Origin of the sequence: Bosea sp. PAMC 26642, assembly GCF_001562255.1 — a bacterium.
Lineage (GTDB): Bacteria > Pseudomonadota > Alphaproteobacteria > Rhizobiales > Beijerinckiaceae > Allobosea.
The window spans coordinates 284,691-309,272 of the sequence record NZ_CP014301.1; the positions used below are offsets into that span (position 1 = coordinate 284,691).

The 24,582-nt window shown below is 65.9% G+C and carries 25 protein-coding genes; 14 read left to right on the forward strand and 11 right to left on the reverse strand.

Features of this window, described 5'->3' with window-relative positions; translation table 11 throughout:
• Positions 1–56: 56 nt before the first annotated feature.
• From AXW83_RS01285 to groES, 3 genes are all read right to left on the reverse strand, one after another.
• Complete coding sequence (locus AXW83_RS01285; RefSeq protein ID WP_066609940.1) at positions 57–962, reverse strand: LysR family transcriptional regulator; 906 nt, start codon at positions 960–962, stop codon at positions 57–59.
• A 340-nt stretch (positions 963–1,302) separates the two neighbouring features.
• Positions 1,303–2,940 (reverse strand): chaperonin GroEL, encoded by a 1,638-nt coding sequence (gene groL / locus AXW83_RS01290; RefSeq protein WP_066609941.1) that lies wholly within the window; start codon positions 2,938–2,940, stop codon positions 1,303–1,305.
• A gap of 45 nt (positions 2,941–2,985) precedes the next feature.
• The gene (gene groES, locus AXW83_RS01295) at positions 2,986–3,273 is read right to left on the reverse strand and encodes a co-chaperone GroES (RefSeq protein WP_066609942.1); all 288 of its coding nucleotides are present in this window, start codon (positions 3,271–3,273) and stop codon (positions 2,986–2,988) included.
• A gap of 216 nt (positions 3,274–3,489) precedes the next feature.
• On the opposite strand from groES, the gene AXW83_RS01300 reads away from it, so the two are divergent.
• Both AXW83_RS01300 and AXW83_RS01305 read left to right on the forward strand, forming a co-directional pair.
• On the forward strand, positions 3,490–3,942 hold the full coding sequence (locus AXW83_RS01300; RefSeq protein WP_066609944.1) for a MarR family winged helix-turn-helix transcriptional regulator: 453 nt from the start codon (positions 3,490–3,492) through the stop codon (positions 3,940–3,942).
• Positions 3,943–4,010: 68 nt separating this feature from the next.
• On the forward strand, positions 4,011–4,493 hold the full coding sequence (locus AXW83_RS01305) for a PaaI family thioesterase (protein WP_236841790.1): 483 nt from the start codon (positions 4,011–4,013) through the stop codon (positions 4,491–4,493).
• On the opposite strand, the gene AXW83_RS01310 is transcribed toward AXW83_RS01305, so the two are convergent.
• Together AXW83_RS01310 and AXW83_RS01315 are read right to left on the reverse strand one after the other, a co-directional pair.
• A complete protein-coding gene (locus tag AXW83_RS01310) occupies positions 4,480–5,322 on the reverse strand; it encodes a DMT family transporter (RefSeq protein ID WP_066609946.1) in 843 nt (280 codons plus the stop codon). The two genes, AXW83_RS01305 and AXW83_RS01310, sit on opposite strands and share 14 nt — an antisense overlap.
• Positions 5,319–5,822 (reverse strand): GNAT family N-acetyltransferase, encoded by a 504-nt coding sequence (locus AXW83_RS01315; protein ID WP_066609947.1) that lies wholly within the window; start codon positions 5,820–5,822, stop codon positions 5,319–5,321. Before AXW83_RS01315 ends, AXW83_RS01310 begins: the two co-directional genes overlap by 4 nt.
• A 142-nt stretch (positions 5,823–5,964) precedes the next feature.
• On the opposite strand from AXW83_RS01315, the gene AXW83_RS01320 reads away from it, so the two are divergent.
• The 4 genes from AXW83_RS01320 to AXW83_RS01335 all read left to right on the forward strand — a co-directional run bounded on the left by AXW83_RS01320 (position 5,965) and on the right by AXW83_RS01335 (position 9,207).
• Positions 5,965–6,261: a nucleotidyltransferase family protein gene (locus AXW83_RS01320; protein WP_066619604.1), complete on the forward strand. Its 297-nt coding sequence runs from the start codon at positions 5,965–5,967 to the stop codon at positions 6,259–6,261.
• Positions 6,262–6,414: 153 nt separating this feature from the next.
• Positions 6,415–7,866, forward strand: coding sequence for a lipopolysaccharide biosynthesis protein (locus AXW83_RS01325; RefSeq protein ID WP_066609948.1), 1,452 nt, complete (start codon positions 6,415–6,417; stop codon positions 7,864–7,866).
• On the forward strand, positions 7,863–8,285 hold the full coding sequence (locus AXW83_RS01330; protein ID WP_066609949.1) for a hypothetical protein: 423 nt from the start codon (positions 7,863–7,865) through the stop codon (positions 8,283–8,285). Before AXW83_RS01325 ends, AXW83_RS01330 begins: the two co-directional genes overlap by 4 nt.
• Positions 8,286–8,454: 169 nt before the next feature.
• Complete coding sequence (locus AXW83_RS01335; protein WP_066609954.1) at positions 8,455–9,207, forward strand: L,D-transpeptidase; 753 nt, start codon at positions 8,455–8,457, stop codon at positions 9,205–9,207.
• A gap of 92 nt (positions 9,208–9,299) precedes the next feature.
• Here AXW83_RS01335 and AXW83_RS01340 read toward each other — a convergent pair whose 3' ends face one another.
• The 3 genes from AXW83_RS01340 to AXW83_RS01350 all read right to left on the reverse strand — a co-directional run bounded on the left by AXW83_RS01340 (position 9,300) and on the right by AXW83_RS01350 (position 12,429).
• On the reverse strand, positions 9,300–10,073 hold the full coding sequence (locus tag AXW83_RS01340; protein ID WP_082767428.1) for a DUF2076 domain-containing protein: 774 nt from the start codon (positions 10,071–10,073) through the stop codon (positions 9,300–9,302).
• An 84-nt stretch (positions 10,074–10,157) separates the two neighbouring features.
• Positions 10,158–11,462, reverse strand: a complete 1,305-nt coding sequence (locus tag AXW83_RS01345) for a UDP-glucose dehydrogenase family protein (protein WP_066609955.1) — start codon at positions 11,460–11,462, stop codon at positions 10,158–10,160.
• Between the two features lie 205 nt (positions 11,463–11,667).
• The gene (locus AXW83_RS01350) at positions 11,668–12,429 is read right to left on the reverse strand and encodes a L,D-transpeptidase (RefSeq protein WP_082766882.1); all 762 of its coding nucleotides are present in this window, start codon (positions 12,427–12,429) and stop codon (positions 11,668–11,670) included.
• Between the two features lie 395 nt (positions 12,430–12,824).
• Here AXW83_RS01350 and AXW83_RS01355 point away from each other — a divergent pair, with 395 nt between their 5' ends.
• On the forward strand, positions 12,825–14,870 hold the full coding sequence (locus AXW83_RS01355) for a methyl-accepting chemotaxis protein (RefSeq protein ID WP_156639678.1): 2,046 nt from the start codon (positions 12,825–12,827) through the stop codon (positions 14,868–14,870).
• 36 nt (positions 14,871–14,906) lie between these two features.
• Here the strand turns inward: AXW83_RS01355 and AXW83_RS01360 are convergent, their stop codons facing one another.
• Both AXW83_RS01360 and AXW83_RS01365 read right to left on the reverse strand, forming a co-directional pair.
• Complete coding sequence (locus AXW83_RS01360) at positions 14,907–15,317, reverse strand: globin domain-containing protein (protein ID WP_168166041.1); 411 nt, start codon at positions 15,315–15,317, stop codon at positions 14,907–14,909.
• 112 nt (positions 15,318–15,429) lie between these two features.
• The gene (locus AXW83_RS01365) at positions 15,430–16,845 is read right to left on the reverse strand and encodes an MATE family efflux transporter (protein ID WP_066609960.1); all 1,416 of its coding nucleotides are present in this window, start codon (positions 16,843–16,845) and stop codon (positions 15,430–15,432) included.
• Positions 16,846–17,056: 211 nt separating this feature from the next.
• Here AXW83_RS01365 and AXW83_RS01370 point away from each other — a divergent pair, with 211 nt between their 5' ends.
• From AXW83_RS01370 to AXW83_RS01385, 4 genes are all read left to right on the forward strand, one after another.
• Entirely contained in the window at positions 17,057–18,469 is a 1,413-nt protein-coding gene (locus AXW83_RS01370) for an amidase (protein WP_066609961.1), read from the forward strand.
• Between the two features lie 221 nt (positions 18,470–18,690).
• Positions 18,691–20,289, forward strand: a complete 1,599-nt coding sequence (locus AXW83_RS01375) for an ABC transporter substrate-binding protein (protein WP_066609962.1) — start codon at positions 18,691–18,693, stop codon at positions 20,287–20,289.
• Positions 20,290–20,424: 135 nt separating this feature from the next.
• Positions 20,425–21,366: an ABC transporter permease gene (locus tag AXW83_RS01380; protein WP_066609963.1), complete on the forward strand. Its 942-nt coding sequence runs from the start codon at positions 20,425–20,427 to the stop codon at positions 21,364–21,366.
• 26 nt (positions 21,367–21,392) lie between these two features.
• On the forward strand, positions 21,393–22,259 hold the full coding sequence (locus AXW83_RS01385) for an ABC transporter permease (protein WP_236841903.1): 867 nt from the start codon (positions 21,393–21,395) through the stop codon (positions 22,257–22,259).
• 137 nt (positions 22,260–22,396) lie between these two features.
• Here AXW83_RS01385 and AXW83_RS01390 read toward each other — a convergent pair whose 3' ends face one another.
• Complete coding sequence (locus tag AXW83_RS01390) at positions 22,397–22,696, reverse strand: hypothetical protein (protein ID WP_066609965.1); 300 nt, start codon at positions 22,694–22,696, stop codon at positions 22,397–22,399.
• A 188-nt stretch (positions 22,697–22,884) separates the two neighbouring features.
• Between AXW83_RS01390 and AXW83_RS01395 the strand changes: the two genes are divergently transcribed.
• From AXW83_RS01395 to vapC, 3 genes are all read left to right on the forward strand, one after another.
• Positions 22,885–23,820, forward strand: coding sequence for an N-carbamoyl-D-amino-acid hydrolase (locus AXW83_RS01395; protein ID WP_066619607.1), 936 nt, complete (start codon positions 22,885–22,887; stop codon positions 23,818–23,820).
• A 67-nt stretch (positions 23,821–23,887) separates the two neighbouring features.
• Complete coding sequence (gene vapB / locus AXW83_RS01400; protein ID WP_066619609.1) at positions 23,888–24,139, forward strand: type II toxin-antitoxin system VapB family antitoxin; 252 nt, start codon at positions 23,888–23,890, stop codon at positions 24,137–24,139.
• Positions 24,139–24,537 carry a type II toxin-antitoxin system tRNA(fMet)-specific endonuclease VapC gene (vapC, locus tag AXW83_RS01405; RefSeq protein ID WP_066609966.1) on the forward strand — a complete coding sequence of 133 codons (399 nt, stop codon included), beginning with the start codon at positions 24,139–24,141 and terminating at the stop codon, positions 24,535–24,537. The genes vapB and vapC overlap by 1 nt, the downstream gene beginning before the upstream one ends.
• Positions 24,538–24,582: the final 45 nt, after the last annotated feature.

The window sequence follows — 24,582 nt, forward strand, 5'->3', positions numbered from 1 at the left end:
GCCGTTTTCGCAAAGATTGTCGCAACTATAGTGAAGATTGAAAATTGACAGGCAGGTTAGAGCTTCAGCCCCTCGTCCCAATAGGGCGTCGCGCCGTAGAGTTCAGCGAGATAATCGACGAAGGCGCGCACCTTCTGCTCCATATGCCGCCGGCTCGGATAAACGGCATGGACAGCCACGCGCTGGCCCACGGAGTAACGTGGCAGCACGCGCACCAGCCGGCCCGATTTCAGCTCCGGCCCGACATCCCAGGTCGAGCGCAGCGCGATGCCGACGCCCGCCAGCAGCGCCTCGCGCACGACCTCGCTGGAATTGGTCCGAAGCGGCCCGCCGACCCGGACCATGACTGGCCCGGACGGTCCGTCGAGCCGCCACTGGTCGGCATTGTGCGTGATCAGCGTGTGGCGGGCGAGTTCGTCGATATTCGCAGGCATCCCCGCCGCAGCCAGATAGTCCGGCGCGGCGCAGAGGACGCGGTGGTTGGGCGCCAGCCGCCGCGCGACGAAGCTGGAATCCTGCAGATCGGCGATGCGCACCGCCAGGTCGAAGCCCTCGCCGATGATATCGACGAAGTCGTCGCCCAGAATGAGCTCGACATTGACCAGCGGGTTGGCGTCGAGGAAGGGTTTGAGATGCGGCGCGATATGCATCCGGCCGAACGAGGTCGGCGCAGAGACGCGCAACGTGCCGCGCGCCTGCCCCGAGCCGCTCGCGACCCAGGCCTCGGCATCCTCGATCGAGGACAGGATCGAGACCACGCGCTCGTAGAAGCCCTGGCCCGCCTCGGTCAGAGAGAGCTGCCGCGTCGTACGCTGGAGCAGCCGGACGCCCAGCCGCTCCTCGAGCCGTCGGATGCGCTTGGAGATGACCGCCGGCGAAAGCTTCAGCTGCCGCCCGGCCGCCGACATGCTTTTGGCGGTGACGACATGGGCGAAGACGTCGAGATCGCCGAACCGGTCCATGCCCGCTCCATCTTTTCCGATCTGGAAATAATCACGGCGGGCGGCTGCGATTCAAGCGCTGGAAGCGCCCCTCGACGACTCCCGGTCTCGTTCAATCAATTGCGACGTCATTCCGGACAAGCGGTGCAGCCGCGCAGATCCGGAATCCATCATAAAGCGCAATACCTTACGATGGATTCCGGGTCTCCGCTTCGCTGCGCCCGGAATGACGCGGAGGGGGGAGCTAACAGTGGCTCACCATGATGGGATGCTCTGCCCAAAGCCATCCGGAGGCCCCCAAACGAAAAAGGCCCGGCTTGCGCCGGGCCTTCGTTCTCTTGCGAGCCAGGAGAAGCTTGGATCAGAAATCCATGCCGCCCATGCCGCCGCCGCCGCCCATCGGCATCGGGGAGTCCTTCTTGGGAAGCTCCGCGATCATCGCCTCGGTGGTGATCAGCAGGCCGGCGATCGAAGCCGCGTCCTGGATCGCCGTGCGCACGACCTTGGTCGGGTCGATGATGCCCATCTTCACGAGGTCGCCGTATTCGCCGGTCTGGGCGTTGTAGCCGAAGGCGTAGTCTTTCGACTCGAGCAGCTTGCCGACCACGACGGCGCCGTCATCACCGGCGTTGTCGACGATCTGCTTGGCAGGCGCCATGATCGCCTTGCGGACGATCTCGACGCCGGTCTTCTGGTCGTCGTTCTGGGTCTTGATCGACTTGACAGTCTGGAGCGCGCGCAGGAGAGCAACGCCGCCGCCCGGCAGGACACCTTCTTCCACGGCCGCGCGGGTCGCGTTCAGGGCGTCGTCGACGCGGTCCTTCTTCTCCTTGACCTCGACCTCGGTCGCGCCGCCGACGCGGATGACCGCGACGCCGCCAGCGAGCTTGGCCAGACGCTCCTGGAGCTTCTCACGATCGTAGTCCGAGGTGGTCTCCTCGATCTGCGCCTTGATCTGCGAAACGCGGCCTTCGATGTCCTTCTTCTTGCCGGCGCCGTCGATGATCGTGGTGTTCTCCTTCTCGATGCGCACCTTCTTGGCGCGTCCGAGCATGGCGAGCGTCACGGTCTCGAGCTTGATGCCGAGGTCTTCCGAGATCATCTGGCCGGCGGTCAGGATCGAGATGTCCTCGAGCATGGCCTTGCGGCGATCACCGAAGCCCGGAGCCTTGACGGCCGCGACCTTCAGGCCGCCACGGAGCTTGTTGACGACGAGCGTGGCCAGGGCCTCGCCCTCGACGTCCTCGGCGATGATGAGCAGCGGCTTGCCGGTCTGGACGACGGCTTCGAGGATCGGCAGCATCGTCTGGAGCGACGACAGCTTCTTCTCGAAGATGAGGATGTAGGGATCCTCGAGCTCGACGACCATCTTCTCGGAGTTGGTGATGAAGTAGGGCGAGAGATAGCCACGATCGAACTGCATGCCCTCGACGACGTCGAGTTCGGTCTCGGCGGTCTTGGCTTCCTCGACGGTGATGACACCCTCGTTGCCGACCTTCTGCATGGCGGTCGCGATCATCTTGCCGACCGTCTCGTCGCCATTGGCCGAGATCGTGCCGACCTGCGCGACTTCAGAGTTGGACGTGACCTTCTTGGAGTTCTTCTTCAGGTCCGAAACGATCGCCTCGACCGCAAGGTCGATGCCGCGCTTCAGGTCCATCGGGTTCATGCCGGCGGCAACCGACTTCAGGCCTTCGCGCATGATGGCGGCGGCGAGAACGGTCGCGGTCGTGGTGCCGTCGCCGGCGGCGTCGTTCTGCTTCGAGGCCACTTCGCGCACCATCTGGGCGCCCATGTTCTCGAACTTGTCGGCGAGCTCGATCTCCTTGGCGACGGTGACGCCGTCCTTGGTGATGCGCGGCGCGCCGAACGACTTGTCGATGACGACGTTGCGGCCCTTGGGACCGAGCGTGACCTTGACGGCGTTGTTGAGAATTTCCACGCCGCGCAGCATCCGGTCGCGCGCATCGGTGGAGAACTTGACGTCTTTGGCTGCCATGAGAGCAACTCCTTATGAGATGTCGGGAAAAGGGGTCTCAGGCGTTCAGCCGATGACGCCCATGATGTCGGATTCCTTCATGATCAGGAGATCCTGGCCATCGATCTTGACCTCGGTCCCCGACCACTTGCCGAACAGGACGCGGTCGCCCGACTTGACGTCGAGCTTGATCAGCTTGCCATCTTCATCGCGGTTGCCGGGTCCAACGGACACGACCTCGCCCTCCTGGGGCTTTTCCTTGGCGGTGTCGGGGATGATGATGCCACCCTTGGTCTTCTCTTCGCCATCAAGGCGACGGACCACAACGCGGTCATGCAACGGACGGAACTTCATGGTTCTGTCTTCCTCTTGAAGTCTTATTTCGGTGCGGCGTCGTTCAGACGACCCGCGACGGGCATCTGCTAGCAGTCTCGGATCGTGAGTGCCAGCCGATGGCGCGGAGATAGGCGCGTCCCCTGCGCGAGTCAAGAAATCTTCGAGACAAAGTATCGCGGCAGGTGCGGGCGCACGGCTGCTGCGCCGTTTGCAGGAACACGCTAGCGTCTGAGTATGACAGCTTCAGGATCGGACCCGCGGCTCGACGATATCGGGCGCTCCTGCGTCGCGCTGCATGTGCGCATGACCGCGCGCGCCGTGACGCGCGCCTATGATGAGGCAATGCGCCCGAGCGGCCTCAAGATCACCCAGTTCGTTCTGCTCTCGGCGCTCAGCACCGGGGTCTGGCGCTCGGTCACGGAACTCGCCGAACGTTTTGCCCTGGAGCGCACCTCGTTGAGCCGCAACCTCCAGCTTCTGGCGGCCGAGCAGTTGATCGAACCCGTCGATTGCAAGGGGCGTGCCTCTATCTACGCCGTTACCGACAAGGGCAAGGCCGCGATCGAGGCCGCGATCCCCTATTGGCGCGCCGCGCAGGACAGGATCGAGGGCGGGCTCGGCATCGAGCGCTGGAGTGAGACCCGCGACGGGCTGAAGGCGTTACGTCGCGTTGCCCGTGGCGGTTGAACCACGCTTGACCGGGGCTTCGGCTTCCGAATAACGTGCATCTACACGTTAGTGGAATGGACGCCGTTATGAAGCGCAATGTCGGAGTGGTGGCACGCGAGGTTCTGCTGGCGGAGGATGGCGTTTCCTTCCTGCGCGGCATGATGGAAGGGCGCCATCCCGGCGCGCCTTTCGCGGCCGAAATGGGCTTCGATCTGGCCGAGGTAGAGCAGGGCCGCGTCGTCTTCGTCGGCACACCCTCGGAGCGGTTCTTCAATCCGCTTGGTACCATCCATGGCGGCTGGACCGCGACGATCCTCGATTCCGCCATGGCTTGCGCGGCGCATTCGACGCTGAAGGCCGGCGAGGGCTACACCACGCTCGAGATGAAGCTGAACTATGTGCGGCCGGTCATGCCCGGAAGCGGCCTCGTCCGTTGCGAGGGCAAGCTGATCCATCGCGGCGGCACGGTAGTGACGACGGAGGGTCGGCTGGTCGATGCGCGGGGCAGGCTGCTGGCGCACGGCACCGAGACCTGCATGATCTTCCCGGCGCGACCTAGCGCCGGCTGACCGCGATCGCTCCCGCCACGATCAGCAACGCACCGGCATAGGTCGTGAACAGCGGCACCTCGCCGAACATCGCGTAGCCGAGCAGGCTCGCCCAGATCAGTGCGGTGTACTCGATCGGCGCGATCCGCGAGGCGGCGGCACGCGCGAAGGCCGAGGTCAGCATCAGGTGGCCTGCCACGCCGAGCGCGCCAGCCCCCAGATAGGCTCCGAGATCCCTGGCCGTCATCGGTACGAAGACGAAGGCCGCCGGGATCGCGAGAAGCAACGCCGGCCCGAGATTCTGGAACGCAACGATAACGGCCGGGTGCTCTTTCATCGCGATCCGCCTGAGCAGGATCAGGTTGAAGGCGTACGCGACGGCCGAGAACAGCGCGGCCGCGACGCCGAGCCCGGCCCCGCTGACATGGCCCTGCAGCCGCGGCCAGACCATCACCAGCATCCCGGCCACGCCGAAGCCGAGCGCCTGGAAAATGCGCGAATCGAGCTTTTCCTTCAGCAGCAGCGCGCCGAGCAGCGCCACGAATACTGGCGCCAGGAAGGCCAGCGTCAGAGCCTCGGCCAGCGGCAGCACCGAGAGCGAATAGAAGAAGCTGCCGGCCGTGATCACCACTACGGGCACGCGTATCGTATTGCCGATCAGGCTGTTGCGCGTCGGCAGGGCAGGGCGGACCAGGGCCAGCACCGCCAGCGCGCAGACGCCGCCCATGGCAAAGCGCATGAACAGCGCCAGAAGAAAGGGATGCTGCCGCATCTGCCCCTTGATCACCGCGTCCATCGCAGTGAGCAGAGCGATTCCAAGCGCGGCCCGCAACGCCGTCCCGATGGTCATGGCGTCCCACCGGTCAGCGACAGTCGGTAATGGAACTCCCATGTCGCTGAGACATCGGCAAGGTAGCGCGTGCAAGGCCAGCGCACGAAGCCGAGCTTCTCGTAAAAGCGGTGTGCGCGCGCAAAGCGCGTGTCGGACCACAGCATCATCTCGGCATGGCCGCTGCCTTCGGCAAAGCCCCGCGCCTGCGCAAACAGCGCCTGTGCCAATCCCGCGCCGCGAAAGGCCGGATCGGCATAGACCTTGGTGATCTCGACCGCGTCCTGTCCCGGCACCGGCGCGACACCGAGCGAACCCGCGATGCCGCCTCCGGGCGCCTCCGCGACCCAGAGCCTGCCGCCCTTCGCGGCGAAATGGCTCGCGGGACGGCGCAGTTCGGGAAACTCTGACCAGTCGAACAGGCAGTTCGGATATTCCGCGAAGCTTGCGGCGATCAGAGCTGCCAGCGGCTCGGAATCGGTATCGTGGGCATCGCGGATTGGCGGCAGGGCGGCGGTCATGCCGCCTGCCTTAGCGAGCCGGCACGGCGCGCGACAGTGGCTGCGCAGACCGGTTACATTCGACCCGCGCATGTCGGCCGGCTTGATCCTCGGGACAGCGGCCCGCGTTTTCACCTATGCCATGATACGCTATACTGCCGGGATGAAGCGCGATATCGCCCTGCAGGAGTTGAACCACCGAGCCGACGCCCTCAGGGCGATGGGTGCGACGGCGCTGTTCCTGTTCGGTTCGACGGTCCGCGACGAAGCGTCTGAGACGAGCGATATCGACCTGTTCATCGACTATGACCAGGACTCACGCTGCTCGCTTCTCGATCTGGTCGGCATCAAGCTTTACCTTGAAGACGAGTTGCAGCGTCCGGTCGATGTGATCACACGCGACAGCCTGCATCCGCTGCTGAGCGAGCGAGTTCAGCAATCGGCGCTTCGCGTGTTCTGATGAGGCGCAATCCGCGGGACGTCGTCTAGCCGACCGGTCGCGCTTCCCCTTGGAAAACCCCACCCGGACGGCTAGGCCATGCTGAAGGCGGGCCTCCCGGCGCTTGCCTGAGTCGAAAGAGAAACGCCGCATGGACGCCGTGACGCAGACGACATGACCGTCCTTGTCCCCTTCGTCGTCAATGCCGGGCTCAATTTCGTCCTCGGGCTGCTCATCGCCTATTTCCTCGGCCCGGCCGAGTTCGGCCGCTACGCCATCGGCGCGGCGATCATCGTCCTGGTCAACACCGCCCTGCTGGACTGGTTGCGCCTGTCAGCCGTGCGCTTCTATTCGCTGACCACCCGGGAAACCCAGCCCGAGATCCGCGCCACGCTCGACGTGCTGGTGGCGGGCATCAGCATCGCGCTGGCTGGCCTGCTCGTCATCGCAGTCGTCGTCGGGGTCGATTTCAGGCTGCCGGCGATGCTGCTCTCGGCCTCGGTGCTGGCCGGCATCGGCGCCGGGCTGTTCGACTATCACGGCGCCATCGCCCGCGCCCGCTATCTCGACGCAGCCTACGCCAGGATGGTCGTCGTCAAGAATCTGATGGCGCTGATCCTGATGGTCGGCGGCGCTTGGCTGACCCGCGACCCGACGGTCGTTCTGCTCGGCGGACTGCTCAGCGTCGCGGTCGCGCTGCTGGCCGTGCGCCGCGCCCTTGCCGATGCCCCGCTGTCGCTCTCTGGGGCGCGCAAGGATCTCGCCTGGAGCTTTCTGGTCTATGCCCTGCCGCTCGTCGCCGGAAACGCGCTCTATTCGCTGATGCCCCTGCTGAACCGTTCGCTGCTGGCCAACACTTATGGCTTTGCCGAGGCCGGCTATTTCTCGCTCGCCTCCGACATGGGTCTGCGCCTGTTCGGAGCGCTCGGCGCGACGCTGGAGATCGTGCTGCTGCGCGAGGTCATCAGGCTCGACGAGGCGCGCGGACGGCTCGCGGCCCACAGGCAGATCGCCCGCAATATGGTCGTGGTCCTGTTGGTGGCGCTGCCGACCGCGGTCGGGCTGTTTCTGGTGCTGCCGGCCTTCGAGCGGCTGATCGTGCCGCCGAGTTTTCAGGGTCACTTCTCGGGCTATATGGCCATCTTGATCCCCGGCTTTGCTGCGATCACCATTTTTCAGGCAGCGCTCTACCCGGTTTTCCTGCTCGGCAAGCGCACCGGCATCGCGACGCTCGCCGCCGGGCTCGGCCTCGCCCTAAACCTCGCAATGGCTTTCGGCCCCGCGCTCATGCAAGGGCCCTTGCTGCTGGCGGTCGCACAGTCGGCCGGCTTCACGGTCGCGCTCGTCGTCACAGCCGTAGGCGCGCTGCGGGTGCTGCCGGTCTGGCCGTCCTGGCGTAACTGCGCCTGCGTGCTGCTGGCCGTCGCACTGATGGCGCTGGCGATCTGGCCGCTATCGGGCCGCTTCAGTGCCCCGATCGAACTCGCCCTGCAGGTCGGCATCGGCGCGATCGTCTACGGCGCCGTGCTGCTGGCCTGCAACGTGATGCATGGCCGGACCCGCCTGCTGCTCTGGCGCGCGATGCGCCGCGGCCGCAAGGCGACAACCGGAGGAAACGCGCCATGATGCTTGGCAAGGCAACCGCAGTGCTGATCGCATCGGCATTCGCTCTTCATGCGATCCCGGCGCAGGCGCAGACTGCCGACCAGCTTGTCGGCCGCTGGGGGCTGGCGTCCTATTTCCGCGATGCCGCCGCTCCGCAGGTGGCGGCGGCTGCCGCGAGCCAGTGCGGCGCGCCCTACATCATCGGCAAGGGGCCGTCCGGGGGCGTGATGCTGCATCGTCCTGACGAGAGCAGAACGAGCGAGCACGTCGTCAAATCCTCGCTGTTGGGCAAGAGCTATATCGGTCCGGCCGGAGAGGCAGGCGGCGCGAAGGACCGCGAGATCGTCTCCTATGACGGCACCCGGCTGGTTTTGCGCTGGGTCGATGCGAGCGTCGCCGGTCGCTACGGCACGATGGTCTTCGTCCGCTGCAAGCGCTGACACGCGCCGCAACACTCCGTTCACCCTGTCTTTGAGCGCTTCGCTAAGGTTAATTCGTCGAATTCGCGCGATTAAGCCCCCAAACGGCGCCTCAGAGTCAACGATTTACCATTCGTTGCCGGCCCGCTGAGCAGTCTCCGCTCGATCCAAATGTCGAGAGAGTTGCGTCATGCGTCCCGTCCTCTTGCTGTCCTTTACCCTTGCTGTTGCCGGCATCGCGCCGCAGGCTCCGGCCTTCGCACAGACCTATGGCGGCGGCTTCATCGAACTGCTGATGACCGGCCGTGATCCGACGCCGGTCGGCCGTGGTGCCGCTGGCTACAACCGTCCCGGCGGCTATTCTGCTTATGGGCAGAGCCGGCAGCCGGCGCCGGGCTACGGAGCCGATCCCTTCGAGCAGGCCCAGCGCGTGCCCGGCCGTCGCATGGCGGCGCTGGGCGAGCCGGTCGAGATGGAACGCCCGATCGAGCGCATCATCGATCCGCGTTTCCGCAAGCAGGAGGTCGCTTATGACGGGCGGCACGCTCCGGGCACGATCGTGATCGACACTAACCAGAAATTCCTCTTCCTGATCCAGTCGGGCGGACGGGCGCTGCGCTACGGCATCGGCGTCGGCCGGCCGGGCTTCGAATGGGCCGGCCTGAAATCGGTGACGCGCAAGGCCGAATGGCCGAGCTGGACGCCGCCATCCGAGATGCTGAAGCGCCGTCCCGATCTGCCGCGCTTCATGCCCGGCGGCCCGGAGAACCCGATGGGCGCCCGCGCCATGTATCTCGGCTCCTCGCTCTACCGCATCCATGGCACCAACGAGCCGCACACGATCGGGCAGGCGGTCTCCTCGGGCTGCATCCGCATGACCAATGATGACGTCACCGACCTTTACGAGCGCGTCCGCGTCGGCGCCAAGGTGCAGGTGATCTAAGTCCGGCCCGTTCGCACGAGGCGCAGAAAAGCCCGCCCGGTTCGCACCGGGCGGGCTTTCATTTCCGACGTTGGCGACCGTACGGACCTTGATCAGGCCCAGCTGTCGTCGTCGTCCATCCCGCTGGAACCGTCGTCGTAACCTTCGTCAGCCGGCGCCTGATTGGCCGCCTGCTGATAGTTCCCCGAATCCGACGAGCCATCGTTGTAGTTGCTGTTGTCGCTGGCCGTCTGCGAGCCGGCGCTGTCGCTTTTTGCAGTGGAATCGGCGCTGGCGGTCTCCGCCGCCTTCGCCTCGCCGGCCTTGTGGCCGCTAAAGGCGTTGGTCAGCACATTCCCCAGCATCATGCCGCCGGCGACGCCGGCTGCGGTTGTCAGGGCGCTTGCCATGAAACCGCCGCCGCGTCCCGGCTGCTGGGCGCCCTGGTTCGCCCAAGGACCGGGCTGCTGCATCCCGGGCTGCCCGGGGGCGGGCTGCATCTGGGTCGGCTGTGCCTGCGTGTTCCAGGCACTGGACGGCGCGCCGTCGGCACGCTGGGGAAAGGCAGGCACCGAGCGCGGCCGCCCCGGCTGCGGTTGCGCGCCCCCGAAGATGCCAGACAGGAAACCGCCAGCCTGCGCCGGCGCCTCGGCGGGCCGGTTCTGCAGATCGCGAACTTGCGCCTGCAGATCCTCGACTTGCGCCTGCAGGTTGGTCAGCGCCTGCTCCTGGACGTAGACCGACTGCGCCATGGCATAGGGCGCATAGGGCTGTTCGCGCAGGCGGTCGGCGATGAAGCGTTCAGCCTCGGGGTCGCGGGGCTGGTTGGCCGCCTGTTTCAGGCGGTCGAAAATCCCGGCGATCACGTCGCGTTCTTGCGGCGTCATCGTCATCTCCTCTCATTGTGGGTCACGCGGCTGCGCGACCGATCAAGAGGTGGGGTACGGCCATGACGGTATCAAGGCAGCCGATCAGGCGTTGCCGACATTGCTGTAATGGAACCCCCGCCGCCGCATGTCTTCCGAGCGGTAGATGTTGCGCAGATCGACCACCACGGGCTCGCGCAGGCTCGCCTTGACCCGGTCGAGGTCGAGCGCGCGAAAAGCGTCCCATTCGGTAACGATCACCAGCGCGTCGGCGCCATCGATGCAGGAATAGGCGTCGGTCGCGAACTGGATGCCCGGCAGCAGCGGCTTGGCCGCCGCCATGCTCTCGGGATCGTAGGCGACGATCTCGGCACCGGCATCGAGCAGGGCGGTGACGATTGCCAGCGAGGGCGCCTCGCGCATGTCGTCGGTGTTGGGCTTGAACGCCAGCCCGAGCAGCGCGATCCGCTTGCCGCGCACCGAGCCGCCGCACGCCGTCACGACCTTGCGTGCCATGGCGCGCTTGCGCTGGTCGTTGACGGCGACGACCGTCTCGACGATGCGCAGCGGCGTCCCCATGTCCTGCGCCGTCTTCATCAGCGCCAGCGTGTCCTTGGGAAAGCAGGAGCCGCCATAGCCCGGGCCGGCATGGAGGAATTTCGAGCCGATGCGGTTGTCGAGCCCGATCCCGCGCGCGACCTCCTGCACATTGGCGCCGACCGCCTCGGAGAGATCGGCCAACTCGTTGATGAAAGTTATCTTGGTCGCCAGGAACGCGTTGGCGGCGTATTTGATCAGCTCCGAGGTCCGGCGCTGGGTGAACAGCAGCGGCGCGGCGTTGAGATAGAGCGGCCGGTAGAGGTCCTCCATGACGCCGCGGGCGCGGCCGTCATCCGTTCCGATGACGATGCGGTCGGGCCGCTTGAAATCGGCGATGGCGGCGCCTTCACGCAGAAATTCAGGGTTGGACACCACGGCGAAATCGCCCTCGGGTCGGGCCTCGCGCATGATCCGCTCGACCTCGTCGCCGGTACCGACCGGCACCGTCGATTTGGTGATGACGACGGTGAAGCCGTCGAGCTCGGCAACGACATCGCGCGCCGCCTGATAGACATAGCTCAGGTCGGCATGGCCGTCGCCGCGACGTGCCGGCGTGCCGACCGCGATGAAGACCGCGTCGGCCTCGCGCACCGGCCGCGCCAGTTCGGTGGTAAAACTGAGCCGTCCCTCACGCACGTTCTTTGCGACGAGCGCATCGAGCCCCGGCTCGAAGATCGGCATCTCGCCGCGCTTCAGCGCCGCGATCTTGGCTTCGTCGGTATCGACGCAGGTCACGACATGGCCGAAATCGGCAAAGCATGCCCCCGATACCAGGCCGACATAGCCCGAACCGATCATCGTCACGCGCATCGCCGCATTCCTTCTCGTCGCCCCGACCGGGCGAACCCCGTCGCGGCACCCCCTGCTTTCGACAGGCTGCCCCGCCTACAACAGGACGACGCGGCGATACAACGTCGCGTCGCCCGTCGCGTGGTGGAAGATCGCGATGTCGCTGCGATGACGAGGAAGAAAGCCCCCGGCGCGTTTGCGCGAATGCCGGAGGCCTTGGGCCCCGTCAGATGTCGTCGGGCGGCAGGAATTCGTCGAGGCCGCTGCTGGACTCGGGAGAGAGCAGTTGTCCGCGGTTCAGCACCACCACGGTGGTGCCCGTCGGGACGCGGCTGTGCAGGTCGATGATGTCCTGGTTGAACATCCGGATGCAGCCGCTCGAGACTGACTGGCCGATCGACCAGGGCTCGGAGGTGCCGTGGATGCGGTAGAGCGTGTCGCGATCGCCCTGGTACAAGTAGAGCGCACGCGCTCCGAGCGGGTTCTCGAGCCCGGCATCCATGCCGCCGGCCCAACGGCCGTTCTTTTCAGGATCGCGCGCTACCATCGCCGCAGTCGGCGTCCAGCGCGGCCAGGCGGCCTTGCGGGCGACCGTGGCGCGGCCGCGCCACGACATGCCCTGCTTGCCAACGCCGATGCCGTAGCGGATGGCGCGGCCATTGGGGCGGACCAGATAGAGGAAGCGGTTGTCGGTATCGACGACGATCGTCCCGGGCTGCTCGCGGGTCGGATAGGCAACCTCGCGGCGGAGGAACTGCGGGTCCACCTCGGACAGATCCGTGGCGGGCAGCGGATAGGTCTCGTCGGGCTGCTCGCCATACATCGCCAGATACTGGGCGCTGACGCCGATCGGCCGCGCCGACTCGAAGGGTTCCGGCTGGTTGTTCAGGCAGGCGGCCAGAAACAGCGGCATCAGCATGGCGGCGAAGCGCGCGGCCAGACGGCGGGCCTTCAGCTTGGGGGCATTCGGGGTCGGCAAGGCGGGCATCAGTTGGGTCTCGTTCCAGGTGTTTGTCTTGCGGGGCAGAAACAGGCAGGCGACCGCGTGGTTCCATCGCAATCGTTTCTAGCGAAACGTTGAGTGACCTCACATGGCGTTGAGGTGGATTCGATGCGGCAGAATTGCGGCGAACGCAGAGCGTGGCTTCATGGCAACAGTATGCCTGCTTGCGCTGCATGACGAGATGCGTAGGCAGGTGACAGGAAGGGATCGCGTCGTGCCCGAAACAAGTGCGATCTGGCGCGAAATGTCATGTTTAAGGCTTTCTTCAAGGCTTCGTCACAATGTGACGGGCCGTCCCTCCAGCTTCCGGAGTCAATGCGTCAGGATTGACGACCTGCGAATGCGGCGAGGCGGCGAATGAACTGGACGGGGCGCTCCGCATGAAATCCATCAGGTTCAAGATCATCGCCATGCTTGCGATGATTTCCACAGGCGCGATCCTCTCCGCTGGTCTCAGCCTCTATGCGCTGTCGCGATCCGCCGATCTCAACGGCCGCTCCAGCACTCAGGGCGACATCGCGTTGCTGACGGAACGGATCAACGCCGTCGTTCTCGGCGTCGTGATGGATTCACGCGGCATCTACATGTCGAAGACGCTGCAAGAGGCCGATCCCTACGCCAAGGGCATCGAGGCGCGCTTTCCCCAACTCAGGACACTGACCGCCGATCTCGCCCGGCTTGTGCCTGCAGGCGAGCGCGATCGCGTCGGCCAGGTCGAGAAGGCCGTCGCCGACTTCATTACCTTCCGCACCGAAACGGTCCGTCTCGGCCGCGCGGTTTCGCCTGAAGCGGCCAACGCCCAGGGCAACAACGATCTCAATCGCGCCAACCGCAAAGCCCTGAACGACCTTCTCGTGGCTTTCGGCAAGCGCAACGAGAATGTCGGGAACGCGCTCGGCGACGAGGCGGCGGCCTTTACCGCGCAGGTGCAGTGGATCTTGCCGGTCGTCCTGCTCTCGACGTTGCTGGCCTCGCTCGCCGCCGCTCTGCTCTTCGCCCGGCGCTCGATCACGCGCCCACTGGTCGATCTCGGAACCGTGATGGAGAAGTTGACCGCCGGCGAAACGCAGATGTCCGTGCCCCATACCTCGCGCAAGGACGAGATCGGCGCGATGGCCCGCGCCGTTGCGGTTCTGCGCAAGAGCACCGAGGAGGTCGCCATCCTGCAGGATCAGGAGCGCACGGCTTCGGCGGCGCGTCTGGCGCGGGCGCAGTCGATGGAGGCGGTGGTTTCCGATGTCGGCGAGGTGGTTGCGGCGGCGGCTGCGGGCGATTTCTCGGCGCGGCTGCAGATCGACCATGCCGACGAGCAGATGCAGAAGCTGGTCTCCGGCATCAACGAGATCAACGCAGTCGTCGACAGTGCGACGAGCGAGTTCGCATTGGCCCTGCAGGCTGTGGCCGGCGGCGATCTGACGAGCCGGATCGAGACCGGCTACCTCGGCAAGTTCGCCGAGCTGAAGGGTGCGATCAACGAGACGGTGGATCGTCTGTCGACGACGGTGCGCACGATCCAGACGACCTCCTCGGATGTCGGTCTGGCAGCGCGCGAGATCAACATGGGCGCCGACGACCTGTCGAAGCGCACCGAGGAGCAGGCCTCGAGCCTGGAGGAGACCGCCGCCACGACCGAGGAGCTCGCGGCCTCGGTGAAGGCCTCGGCGCAAGGCGCGCGCCAGGCGGCGACGATCGCCGACGAGGCGATGCAGGCGGCCCAAAGCGGCGGCGCGATCGCGACCGAGGCCGTGGCGGCGATGGCGCGCATCGAGACGGCCTCGCAGAAGATCTCCGACATCATCCGGGTGATCGACGACATCGCCTTCCAGACCAATCTGCTCGCCCTGAACGCGGCGGTGGAAGCCGCGCGCGCCGGCGACGCCGGCAAGGGCTTTGCGGTCGTCGCCTCCGAGGTGCGCACGCTGGCGCAGCGCTCGTCCTCGGCCGCCAAGGACATCTCCGGACTGATCTCGTCCTCGAACGAGGAGGTCACCGGCGGCGTCAAGCTGGTGCGCCAGGCCGGGGAGCAACTGGCCCGCATCCTCGAGGCCTCGCGCAAGGTCGCCTCGACCATCGCCGAGATCTCGACGGCCTCGGCCGAACAGGCCAACGGCATCGACGAGATGAGCCAGGCGGTCGCCCATCTCGACGAGATGACCCAGCAGAATGCGGCGCTCGCCGAACAGAGCGCGGCCTCGGCGGGCTCGCTCACCGGCAAGATCGGCCAGCTCAACGACCTCGTCGCGGCGTTCAGGACCGGCCAGGACGCGCCCGGCCGCAGCACCACCCCGGCCGGCGAGCCCGAGCGCCTGCGCAAGCTCGCAGAGGCCGCGTTCGGGCAGGCTCGCCAGCAGGCGGAGGTCCGGCGCGTTCCGGTCAAAAAGGTCGCCAACGCCCGCGCCAGCGATGCGGGCTGGGAAGAATTCTGAGGCGATATCGAGAGCCGAAACGCTCCGCCCTGGCATTCAGGTCGCGCGGCCGGCGTCCATCATGATCGCGGCGATATGGTCGTAAAGCGCTGCCCAGGCGTGCGCGACCTCGGGAGTATGCGCCGGGCCAAGCGATGTCTTCATCGTCCAGAGCAGGGCTTCGCGGATCTTCGCATAATGCTCGTCGTGGACGCCGTAGCTCTTGTGGTTGCGTCCGAGTCGCTTCAACAGCGTCGTCAGGCCGTCACGGTCGTTCAGGGTGGCGATCGCGACCGTCAGCATTTCCATCAGCTTGACGCCTTGGGTCGACATGTCGCCCTTGAACAACGACAGTGTCTCCGCCGCGATCTCGAACAGCCGACCATAGAACAGCGTCGCCGTTTCGGCCTTGCGGCGGTGAAGATGGGCGAAGCTTTCGCGCACCAGCGCGATGTCGTCAGCTCGCATCCGGTCCCCCGTTGCCGCCTTAAAGCCGATGTCCCACATGCGGCGGGAGCAATTGCGTCCAAGGTTGGCGAGGGCGACGATACCACGACCGCCGGCGTTCTGCGAAACCGGCTCAGATTGTGCCGTCGCTTTCCGGGCGGACCACCAGAAGTCCGAACCGCTCGCGCTGCCACCACCGCCACAGCATCAGCATCGCCACGATGCCGAGCCCCGTTGCCAGGCCGATCCAGATGCCGACGCCTGCCAGCGGCGTCCAGAAACCCAGTGCGGCCGAGAGCGGCAGCCCGATCCCCCAATAGCCGAGCCCGGCGATCAGCATCGGCACGCGCGTATCGCCTAGACCTCGCAGGATGCTGGACCCGACCACCTGCACGCCGTCGGCGATCTGGAAGATGGCTGCGTAGAACAGGAAGACGGCGGCGAGTTCCGCCGCCGCCGCTGCGCCCGGCCGTCCGGCATCGAGGAACGGCCCGACCAGCAGTTGCGGCACCAGAAGCATCAGCAGGGCAGTCGCCGCCATGAACGCCGTGGCGAGCCCCATCGCGGTCGCGCCGGCCCTCGTTATGCCCTCTGTGTCGCCCGCGCCGAACGCCCGCCCGACGCGCACGGTTCCGGCCTGGCCGATCCCCAGCGGCACCATGAAGGTCAGCGATGCGATCTGGATCGCGATGGCGTGTGCCGCCAGCGAGGTCTGCCCGAGCAGGCCCATCAGAAAGGCGGCGCCGTTGAAGATCAACACCTCGAAGGCAACCGTGATCCCGATCGGCAGGCCAAGCCGCCAGAAAGCCCGGAAACGCGGCCAGTCCGCGACCCAAAAGCGTCCGAACAGGCGGTAACGCCGAAAACGCCGATCAAACGCGACCGCACCCGCCACGCCCAGGAACATCAGCGTCGATGACAACGTGGTCGCGAGGCCCGAGCCCGGCAGGCCGAGCTCCGGAAAGCCGAGCCGGCCGAACATCAGGCACCAGTTCGCGAAGGCGTTGAAGCCGACGGCGACGATCGCGACGACGAAGGCGGCGAACGGCCGCTGCAGCGCGGCGACGAAGCCGCGCAGCACGAGGTACCCGAAGAACGGCAGCAGACTCCACTGCAGCGTCCGCAGATAGGAGGCGGCCGCCTGCGAGAGAGCCGGATCCTGGCCTAGCGCCGGCAGGATGACGTCGGCCTGCCACAAGAAGAGCCACATCGGGCCGACCAGCGTGACAGCCGCCCAAAACCCCTGGCGCACCGTGCGGCGCACCTCGCGCACGGCATGGCGGTTGGCGCCAAGTTCGATCGAGATCATCGGCGAGACCGCGCTCATCACGCCGATGCCGAAGATCAGCATGGCCATGTAGAGATTGGCGCCGAGAGCGCCGGCCGCCAGCGCCTGCGGGCCGAGCTGGCCCATCATCAGCACGTCGGTCGTGGTCATCGCCGTCTGGGCAAGATTGGTCAGCACCATCGGCCAGCTCAGCGCCAGCATGGCTTTGGCTTCGCTGAACCAGGGGTTCACCGGGCGGATCGACTGGGCAAGCTCCGACATGGCCGTCGCTTCTAGCTGTCCTTCGCTCCGGGCGACAGCCATCGACGGACAGGCGCGATCCGCGCGCCATGCGCAGGCGTCCATTGCAAACGTACTGGCTCCGCCGTTGCGGGCAGGCCATCATCCGCGTCATGTGGGCGGCACAATCGCCGATCTGCCCTGCCGAGCGCCGACTGGCGCGACGCCTGCGCCCAGTCGAAGGAGACCGATTATGACTGCCATCGCATCCCTCTCCGCAGCCGAACTCGGCCCGCTCTTCGTCTCCCGCGCTCTCTCCCCCGTCGAGGTGGCCAGGGACGCGCTCGACCGCATCGAGCGCTTCGAGCCTGAGATCAACGCCTTCGTGGTGCGGGATGCGAAGGTGACGCTGGCGATGGCGCAAGCGGCCGAAGCCCGCCACCTGAAAGGCGCGGCGCTCGGGCCGCTCGACGGCGTACCGGTCACCATCAAGGACAACATCGGCATCGCCGGCTGGCCGATGCGGCGCGGCTCTGCGGTCGGCTCGGACGCTCCCTGGCCCGATGACGCCCCGGCCGCGGCCCGCCTGCGCGAGGCCGGCTGCGTCTTCCTCGGCAAGACGACGATGCCGGAATATGGCTGGAAAGGCGTCGGCGATTCGCCGCTCTCCGGCATCACGCGCAATCCCTGGGACACGGCGACCGGCCCCGGCGGCTCCTCGGCGGGTGCTGCCTCCTGTGCCGCGCTCAATCTCGGCTGCATCCATATCGGCACAGACGGGGCCGGCTCGGTGCGCATTCCCGCCGCCTTCACCGGTGTCGTCGGCCTCAAGCCCACCTATGGTCGGGTACCTGCCTATCCCGTCTCGACGATGGGCTTCCTCGCCCATCTCGGTCCGCTGACGCGTACGGTCACTGATACGGCGCTGGCGATGAACGCGATCGGCCGGCCCGACAACCGCGACATGACGGCGATGATCGACGAGCCACCGGATTTCGTGGCCGCTCTAAAGGGCGGCGTGAAGGGATTGCGCATCGCCTGGTCGCCGAGGCTCGGCGGCGACGTGAAAGTCGATCCGGAGATCGCGGCGCTGGCGCGCGAAGCGGCACTGGCCTTCCGCGATCTCGGCGCAAGCGTCGAGGAGGTCGATCCCGGCTTCGACGATCCGATCGAGACCCTGATGACGATCTGGTCGGCCGGTGCCGCCCTCGCCCTGCGCAGCGCCGGGCCGCAGGATCGCACCCGGATGGATCCCGGCCTTGTTGCGGTTGCGGAAGCCGGCGAGCGCGTCGCGGGCTCTGCTTATGTCGATGCCCTGCTCAACCAGCGCAACGCGCTTGCCCACCATATGGCGCAATTTCATGCACGCTTCGACCTGTTGCTGACGCCGACCTTGCCGCTGCCGGCCTTCGCGGTCGGTGCCAACACGCCCGAGCACGGCGCCTATGGCGATGACTGGACACGCTGGACGCCGTTCACCTATCCTTTCAACATCACGCAGGCGCCGGCGATTTCGCTGCCCTGCGGGCTGACGAAGGCAGGGTTGCCGGCAGGACTGCAACTCGCTGGGGCATTCGGGCACGACACCCTGGTGCTACGCGCGGCCGCCGCCTTCGAGACGGCACGGCCTTTCGCCCGCATCGACGCGCCGATCAGGTCGCTTTGACGTCGAGGTTAGGCGTTGTTCCGCCCGACCAATGAAATCCGTATAAAATTCCGCGACATGGAGGCGCTTCCCGGAACTCGGTTCCGTTTGGCACGAAGCCTGCAAGTCGGCGGCCGGCTGTGGGCGCTCGGCCAGGTGTGTTGTCACGGCGGATGTTTTCTGCCCAAACTCGCGCCAAGGTCGCCCGCCTAGAGGTTGCCGCTACAGGGGAGTAACGTGACATGGACCGCAGGACGTTTCTGAAATCCGCAGCCGGAACGGGTGCGCTTGCCGCGACCGGCGCCTTGTCGCTGCCGGCCCTGTCGCAAGGCACTGCGGCCAAGACGCTGCGCTTCGTGCCGCAGGCCAACCTCGCCAATTTCGATCCGATCTGGGGCACGCAATACGTCGTGCGCAATGCGGCGGCCCTGGTCTGGGACACGCTCTACGGCATCGATTCCAAGTTCCAGCCGCAGCGCCAGATGGTCGAATCGGAGACGGTCTCCGCTGATGGCCTGGTCTGGACCTTCAAGCTGCGGCCGGGCCTCAAATTCCATGACGGTGCGCCCGTCACATCCAAAGACGTCGTCCAGAGCCTGAAGCGCTGGCAGGCCCGCGATCCGATGGGCCTGATGATCAAGGCGATCGAGGTCGAACTCGCCCCCGTCGACGACACGAGCTGGACCTGGAAGCTCAGCAAGCCTTATCCCAAGATGCTGCTGGCGATGGGCAAGAACAATGCGCCCTGCACCTTCATCATGCCCGAGCGCATCGCCAAGACCGACCCGTTCACGCAGATCACCGAATATATCGGTTCGGGCCCGATGAAGTTCATGCGCGCCGAATGGGTGCCCGGCGCCAAGGCCGTGTTCGAGAAATTCGCCGACTACGTGCCGCGCTCGGAGCCCGCCGACTGGCTTGCCGGCGGCAAGAAGATGCTGGTCGACCGCATCGAATGGGTGATCATCCCCGATCCAGCGACGGCAGCCGCCGCGCTCCAGAGCGGCGAGATCGACTGGTGGGAGACGCCGATCTCCGATCTCGTGCCGGTTCTCAAGAAGAACGCCAACGTCAATGTCGATATCGGCGATCCGCTCGGCAATGTCGGCGCGTTCCGCATGAACCATCTCTTCCCGCCCTTCAACAATGTGAAGGTGCGCCGTGCGGTCATGACCGCGCTGAACCAGGAAGACTACATGCGCTCGATCGTCGGCGACGACGACAAGCTCTGGAAGAACATGCCGAGCTATTTTACGCCCGGCACGCCGCTTTATTCTGAAGAGGGCGGCGAGATCCTGAAGAAGCGCAACGTCGCCGAAGCCAAGAAGCTGCTTGCCGAATCCGGCTACAAGGACGAGCCGGTGGTTTGCGTGGTGGCGCAGGACATGGCCGCGACCAAGTCGATGGGCGACGTCACGGCCGAACTGCTCAAGAGCATCGGCATGAAGGTCGATTTCGTCGCCACCGACTGGGGTACCGTCGGTGCGCGCCGCGCTCAGAAGACGCCTCCGGGTCAGGGCGGCTGGAGCATGTTCCACACCTGGCATGCCGGCGCCGACTGCACCAATCCGGCCGCCTACACGGCCATTCGCGCCAATGGCGACAAGGCCTGGTTCGGCTGGCCCAACGTCCCGGCGGTCGAGGATCAGGTCACGGCCTGGTTCGAAGCGAAGAACCTCGACGAGGAGAAGGCTGCCATCGCCAAGCTCAACAAGGCCGCGATGGAAGAGGTCGTCTACGCGCCGACCGGTTTTTATCTCGGCTACCAGGCTTGGCGGAAGAACGTCACCGGCGTCGCCAGCGGACCGCTGCCCTTCTTCTGGGGCGTCGCCAAGGCCTGATTCCGGCGTCCGGGGGGGGGCGGCTCGCCGTCCCCTTGGATCGCCTGTCGCGATCGCCGGCGAGGCTGCCGGTGATGGGTTACCAGGCTCTGCACGAGCGGCCAGCACCGGGGCGCTGAGAACAACGGGATCAACATGCTCGCATTCATCGTCAGGCGGATCATCACCACGATACCGGTCATGGGGTTCGTGGCGCTGTTCGTCTTCTCGCTGCTCTACATCGCGCCAGGCGACCCGGCCGCGGTCATCGCCGGCGATCAGGCCTCGCCGGCCGATGTCGAGAAGATCAGGGCCAGCCTCGGCCTCGACCGGCCCTATCTCATCCGCTTCGGCGAATGGTTCTTCCGCGTTCTGCAGGGCGATCTCGGCACCTCGATCTTCACCTCGCTGCCGGTCACCCAGCTCATCTCGCAGCGCATCGAGCCCACCGTGTCGCTGATGCTGCTGACGCTGATCTTCGCCGTCGTCGTTGCCGTGCCGATGGGCGTGATCGCCGCCTGGAAGGCCGGCAGCTGGATCGACCGTAGCGTCGTCGCCTTCGCCGTCTTCGGATTTTCGGTGCCGGTCTTCGTCGTCGGCTATCTTTTGGCTTACGTCTTCGCGCTGCAACTCGACTGGGTGCCGGTGCAGGGCTACACGCCGATTTCGCAGGGCATCTGGCCCTGGTTCAGAAATCTGATCCTGCCTGCGATCACGCTCGGTTTCGTCTATATCGCGCTTATCGCCCGTATCACCCGCGCCACCATGCTCGAAGTGCTGCAGCAGGACTATGTCCGGACTGCCGAGGCCAAGGGCGTCGGGCAGCGCAACGTGCTCTTCGTACACGCGCTGAAGAATGCGGCCGTGCCGGTCATCACGATCATCGGCATCGGCGTGGCGCTGCTGATCGGCGGCGCCGTCGTCACCGAGAGCGTTTTCGCCATTCCGGGTCTCGGCCGGCTGACGCTCGATGCGATCCTGCGCCGCGACTATCCCGTCATCCAGGGCGTCGTGCTGATCTTCAGCTTCGTCTACGTTCTGGTGAACCTGCTCGTGGACGTGATCTATACCCTTGTTGATCCGAGGATACGGTATTGAGCGCCTCAACCGCCCCATCCGCCCCCATCGAGACGATCGCCGCAGAGGTGCCCGTCGCGGCTCCTCGCAAGCGCTCCTATTGGCGCAAGCATCCCGCCGTGACGGTCGGGGCCGTTCTGCTGCTGACGATGATCTTCATCGCGGTCTTCGCCCCCCTGCTCTGGACCGTCGATCCGACCGCGATCTCGACCTCGCGGCGCACGCGTGTGCCCTCCGAGCTTTACTGGTTCGGCACGGACATGCTGGGCCGCGACATCTATTCGCGTGTGACCTATGGCGCGCGCGTCTCGCTGCTGGTGGGCTTCAGCGTCGCTTTTTGCGCCTCCGTCATCGGGCTCTCCATCGGCCTCTTCGCCGGATTCGTCCGCTGGGCCGACGGCATCGTCATGCGGATCATCGACGGCATGATGTCGATCCCGCCGATCCTGCTCGCGATCGCGCTGATGGCCCTGACGCGCGGCTCCGTCCAGAACGTCATCATCGCGATCACGCTTGCCGAGATTCCGCGCGTCGCCCGGCTGGTCCGCAGCGTCGTGCTGTCCCTCCGCGAGCAGCCCTATGTCGAGGCGGCGGTGTCCCAGGGCGCCCGCGTTCCGCGCATCATCTTCCGCCACATCCTGCCCAACACGGTGGCTCCTATGATGGTGCAGGCAACCTATATCTGCGCCAGCGCCATGATCGTCGAGGCGATCCTGTCCTTTATCGGCGCGGGTGTGCCACCGGCGACACCGTCCTGGGGCAACATCATGGCTGAGGGCAGGGCGCTTTGGCAGGTTCGGCCGCACATCATCTTCTTCCCGGCGCTGTTCCTCTCGATCACCGTGCTGGCCGTGAACCTGCTTGGCGACGGATTGCGCGACTCGCTGGATCCACGTCTGGCAAAGGCGTTGTGACTGGGGTTTGGATATCGGTCGAGAAGGGCGCGCAAACGGCGCGGGCCGAGGCCTTGAAGCATAGGTGGCGCGCGACGGCGCAGTCGCGCAATACGCGCGGGCTAGACTGCGCGGCAAGCGAACTGCTCGCGTCCCGCTTAGGCGGTCAGATCGACCACCGCGTCGCCGGACACGGCATCGGTGACGCCGAGGCCGCCGCCAAGCTCTTCGAGCGTGTCGCGGAAGCTGTCGAGCGTCGCGATCATCTGCGTGCGGGCGGCTTTGATCGCCGCGGCATCGGCCCATTCCCCGATCAGGCAATAGGATCGGTCCCCGGTCTTGATGATGCGACCGGCGACGAGGCCGGGCCAGCGCGCCCGGCCATCGCGATGGGCTGCGAGAAACTCCTCGTCCCTGCCGTCCTTGATGCGGAAACGCACGACGTTGAACGTGGTCATGGTTTTGCTCCCCCGCTGCACGAGCGCTGGGTAGCGGTTTGGGGCCGCGCAGGCGGGCAGCTGGCCCGACGCTACGCCCACGCTGGAGGCGGCGCAACAGGCGGCTTCGCGGCGTTCCCGTGGGTGGGAGCGCGCCAGAAATCTATGCCACGCGCCTGTCCGTCGACGCTGAGAAAAGCACGGGCGTCATGCCCCGCATCCTGACAATTGCCGCGGCCCAGCTCGGGCCGATCCAGCGCGACGAGCCCCGCGCCTCGGCGGTCGCGCGTATGATCGCGCTGATGCGGCAGGCCAAGGGCCACGGCGCCGACCTCGTCGTCTATCCGGAAGCGGCGCTGACCGCCTTCTTCCCGCATTGGTGGATCGACGATGAAGACGAAGTCGACTCCCATTTCGAGAGCGCGATGCCGGGCAACGAGACCGCGCCACTGTTCGAGGAGGCAAAGCGCCTCGGCATCGGCTTCCATCTCGGCTATTGCGAATTGGCCAATGAAGATTGCCGCAAGCGCCGCTTCAACACCGCGATCCTGGTCGACAAGACCGGCTCGATCGTCGGAAAGTACCGCAAGATCCATCTGCCGGGACATCCGGAGCACCGTCCCGAGGCGCCGTTCCAGAACCTCGAAAAGCGCTATTTCGAAACCGGCAATCTCGGCTGGCCGGTCTGGCGGACGATGGACGCCAATATCGGCATGATGATCTGCAACGACCGGCGCTGGCCCGAAAGCTACCGTGCGATGGGCCTGCAGGACGTCGAGCTGATCGTGCTCGGCTACAATACCCCCAAGCACAATCCGCCGGCCCCGGACCACGACCGGCTCGGCAATTTCCACAACCAGCTCGTGATGCAGGCCGGCGCCTACCAGAACGCGACCTGGGTCGTCGGCGTCGCCAAGGCGGGGCTGGAGGCCGGCGTCGACCAGATCGGCGGCTCCTGCATCATCGCCCCGACGGGCGAGGTCGTTGCGCAGGCCGTGACCGAGGGCGATGAACTCGTTGTCGCCCGCTGCGACATGGATATCGGCAGGAGCTACAAGACCTCGACCTTCAACTTTGCCAAGCACCGCGAGCCGCAGGCCTATGGGCTGATCGTCGAGCGCAAGGGCGCGGTGGGACCGACGTGATGGCGTTGGCCTTGTCGGATCGGTGGCAGAGGCGTAGTATATCCTTCTTGGATATACGGAGGTGACGATGCCGGCCAAGGCCCGAGCGACGACGAAGCTCTTCGTGACCAACCGCACTCAGGCCGTGCGCCTGCCGAAAGAACTTGCCTTCCCGCCGGAGGTGACCGAGGTCGAGATCATCAGGCAGGGCTCGGGGGTGCTGATCGTGCCGAAAGGCAAGGGATGGGACGACTTCTTCGACAATGGCCCCTTTGCCAGTGAGGATTTCATGGTCACGAGGGACCAGCCACTGGCGGCAGAGGAACGGGAAGAGTTCTGATGCTGGCCTATATGCTCGACACGAATATTTGCATCTACCTGATCAAGGACAAGCTGCCAGCCCTCCGGCAGCATTTCAAGGATGCAAGCGGTCGAGTATGCGTTTCCAGCGTAACTCTGGGAGAGCTGAGCTATGGAGCTGAGAAGTCTGATCGCCGCGCGCAGAACTTCGAAGCCCTGGAACGCTTCATCGACAGGATGCTCGTCCTACCATTCGATGTTCAGGCTGCCGGTCACTACGGCGAGTTGCGCGCGGTCTTGGCGCGCGCGGGTACACCTTGCGGGCCGCTCGACACCCAGATCGGCGCCCATGCCCGCAGCCAAGGCCTGATCGTCGTCACCAATAATCGCCGCGAATTTGACCGCATGCCCGGCCTGCGCGTCGAGAATTGGGTCTGACAGACCTGCCCGATATGCTCCTTTTCTTCCTTCCGCAGCCGCCCC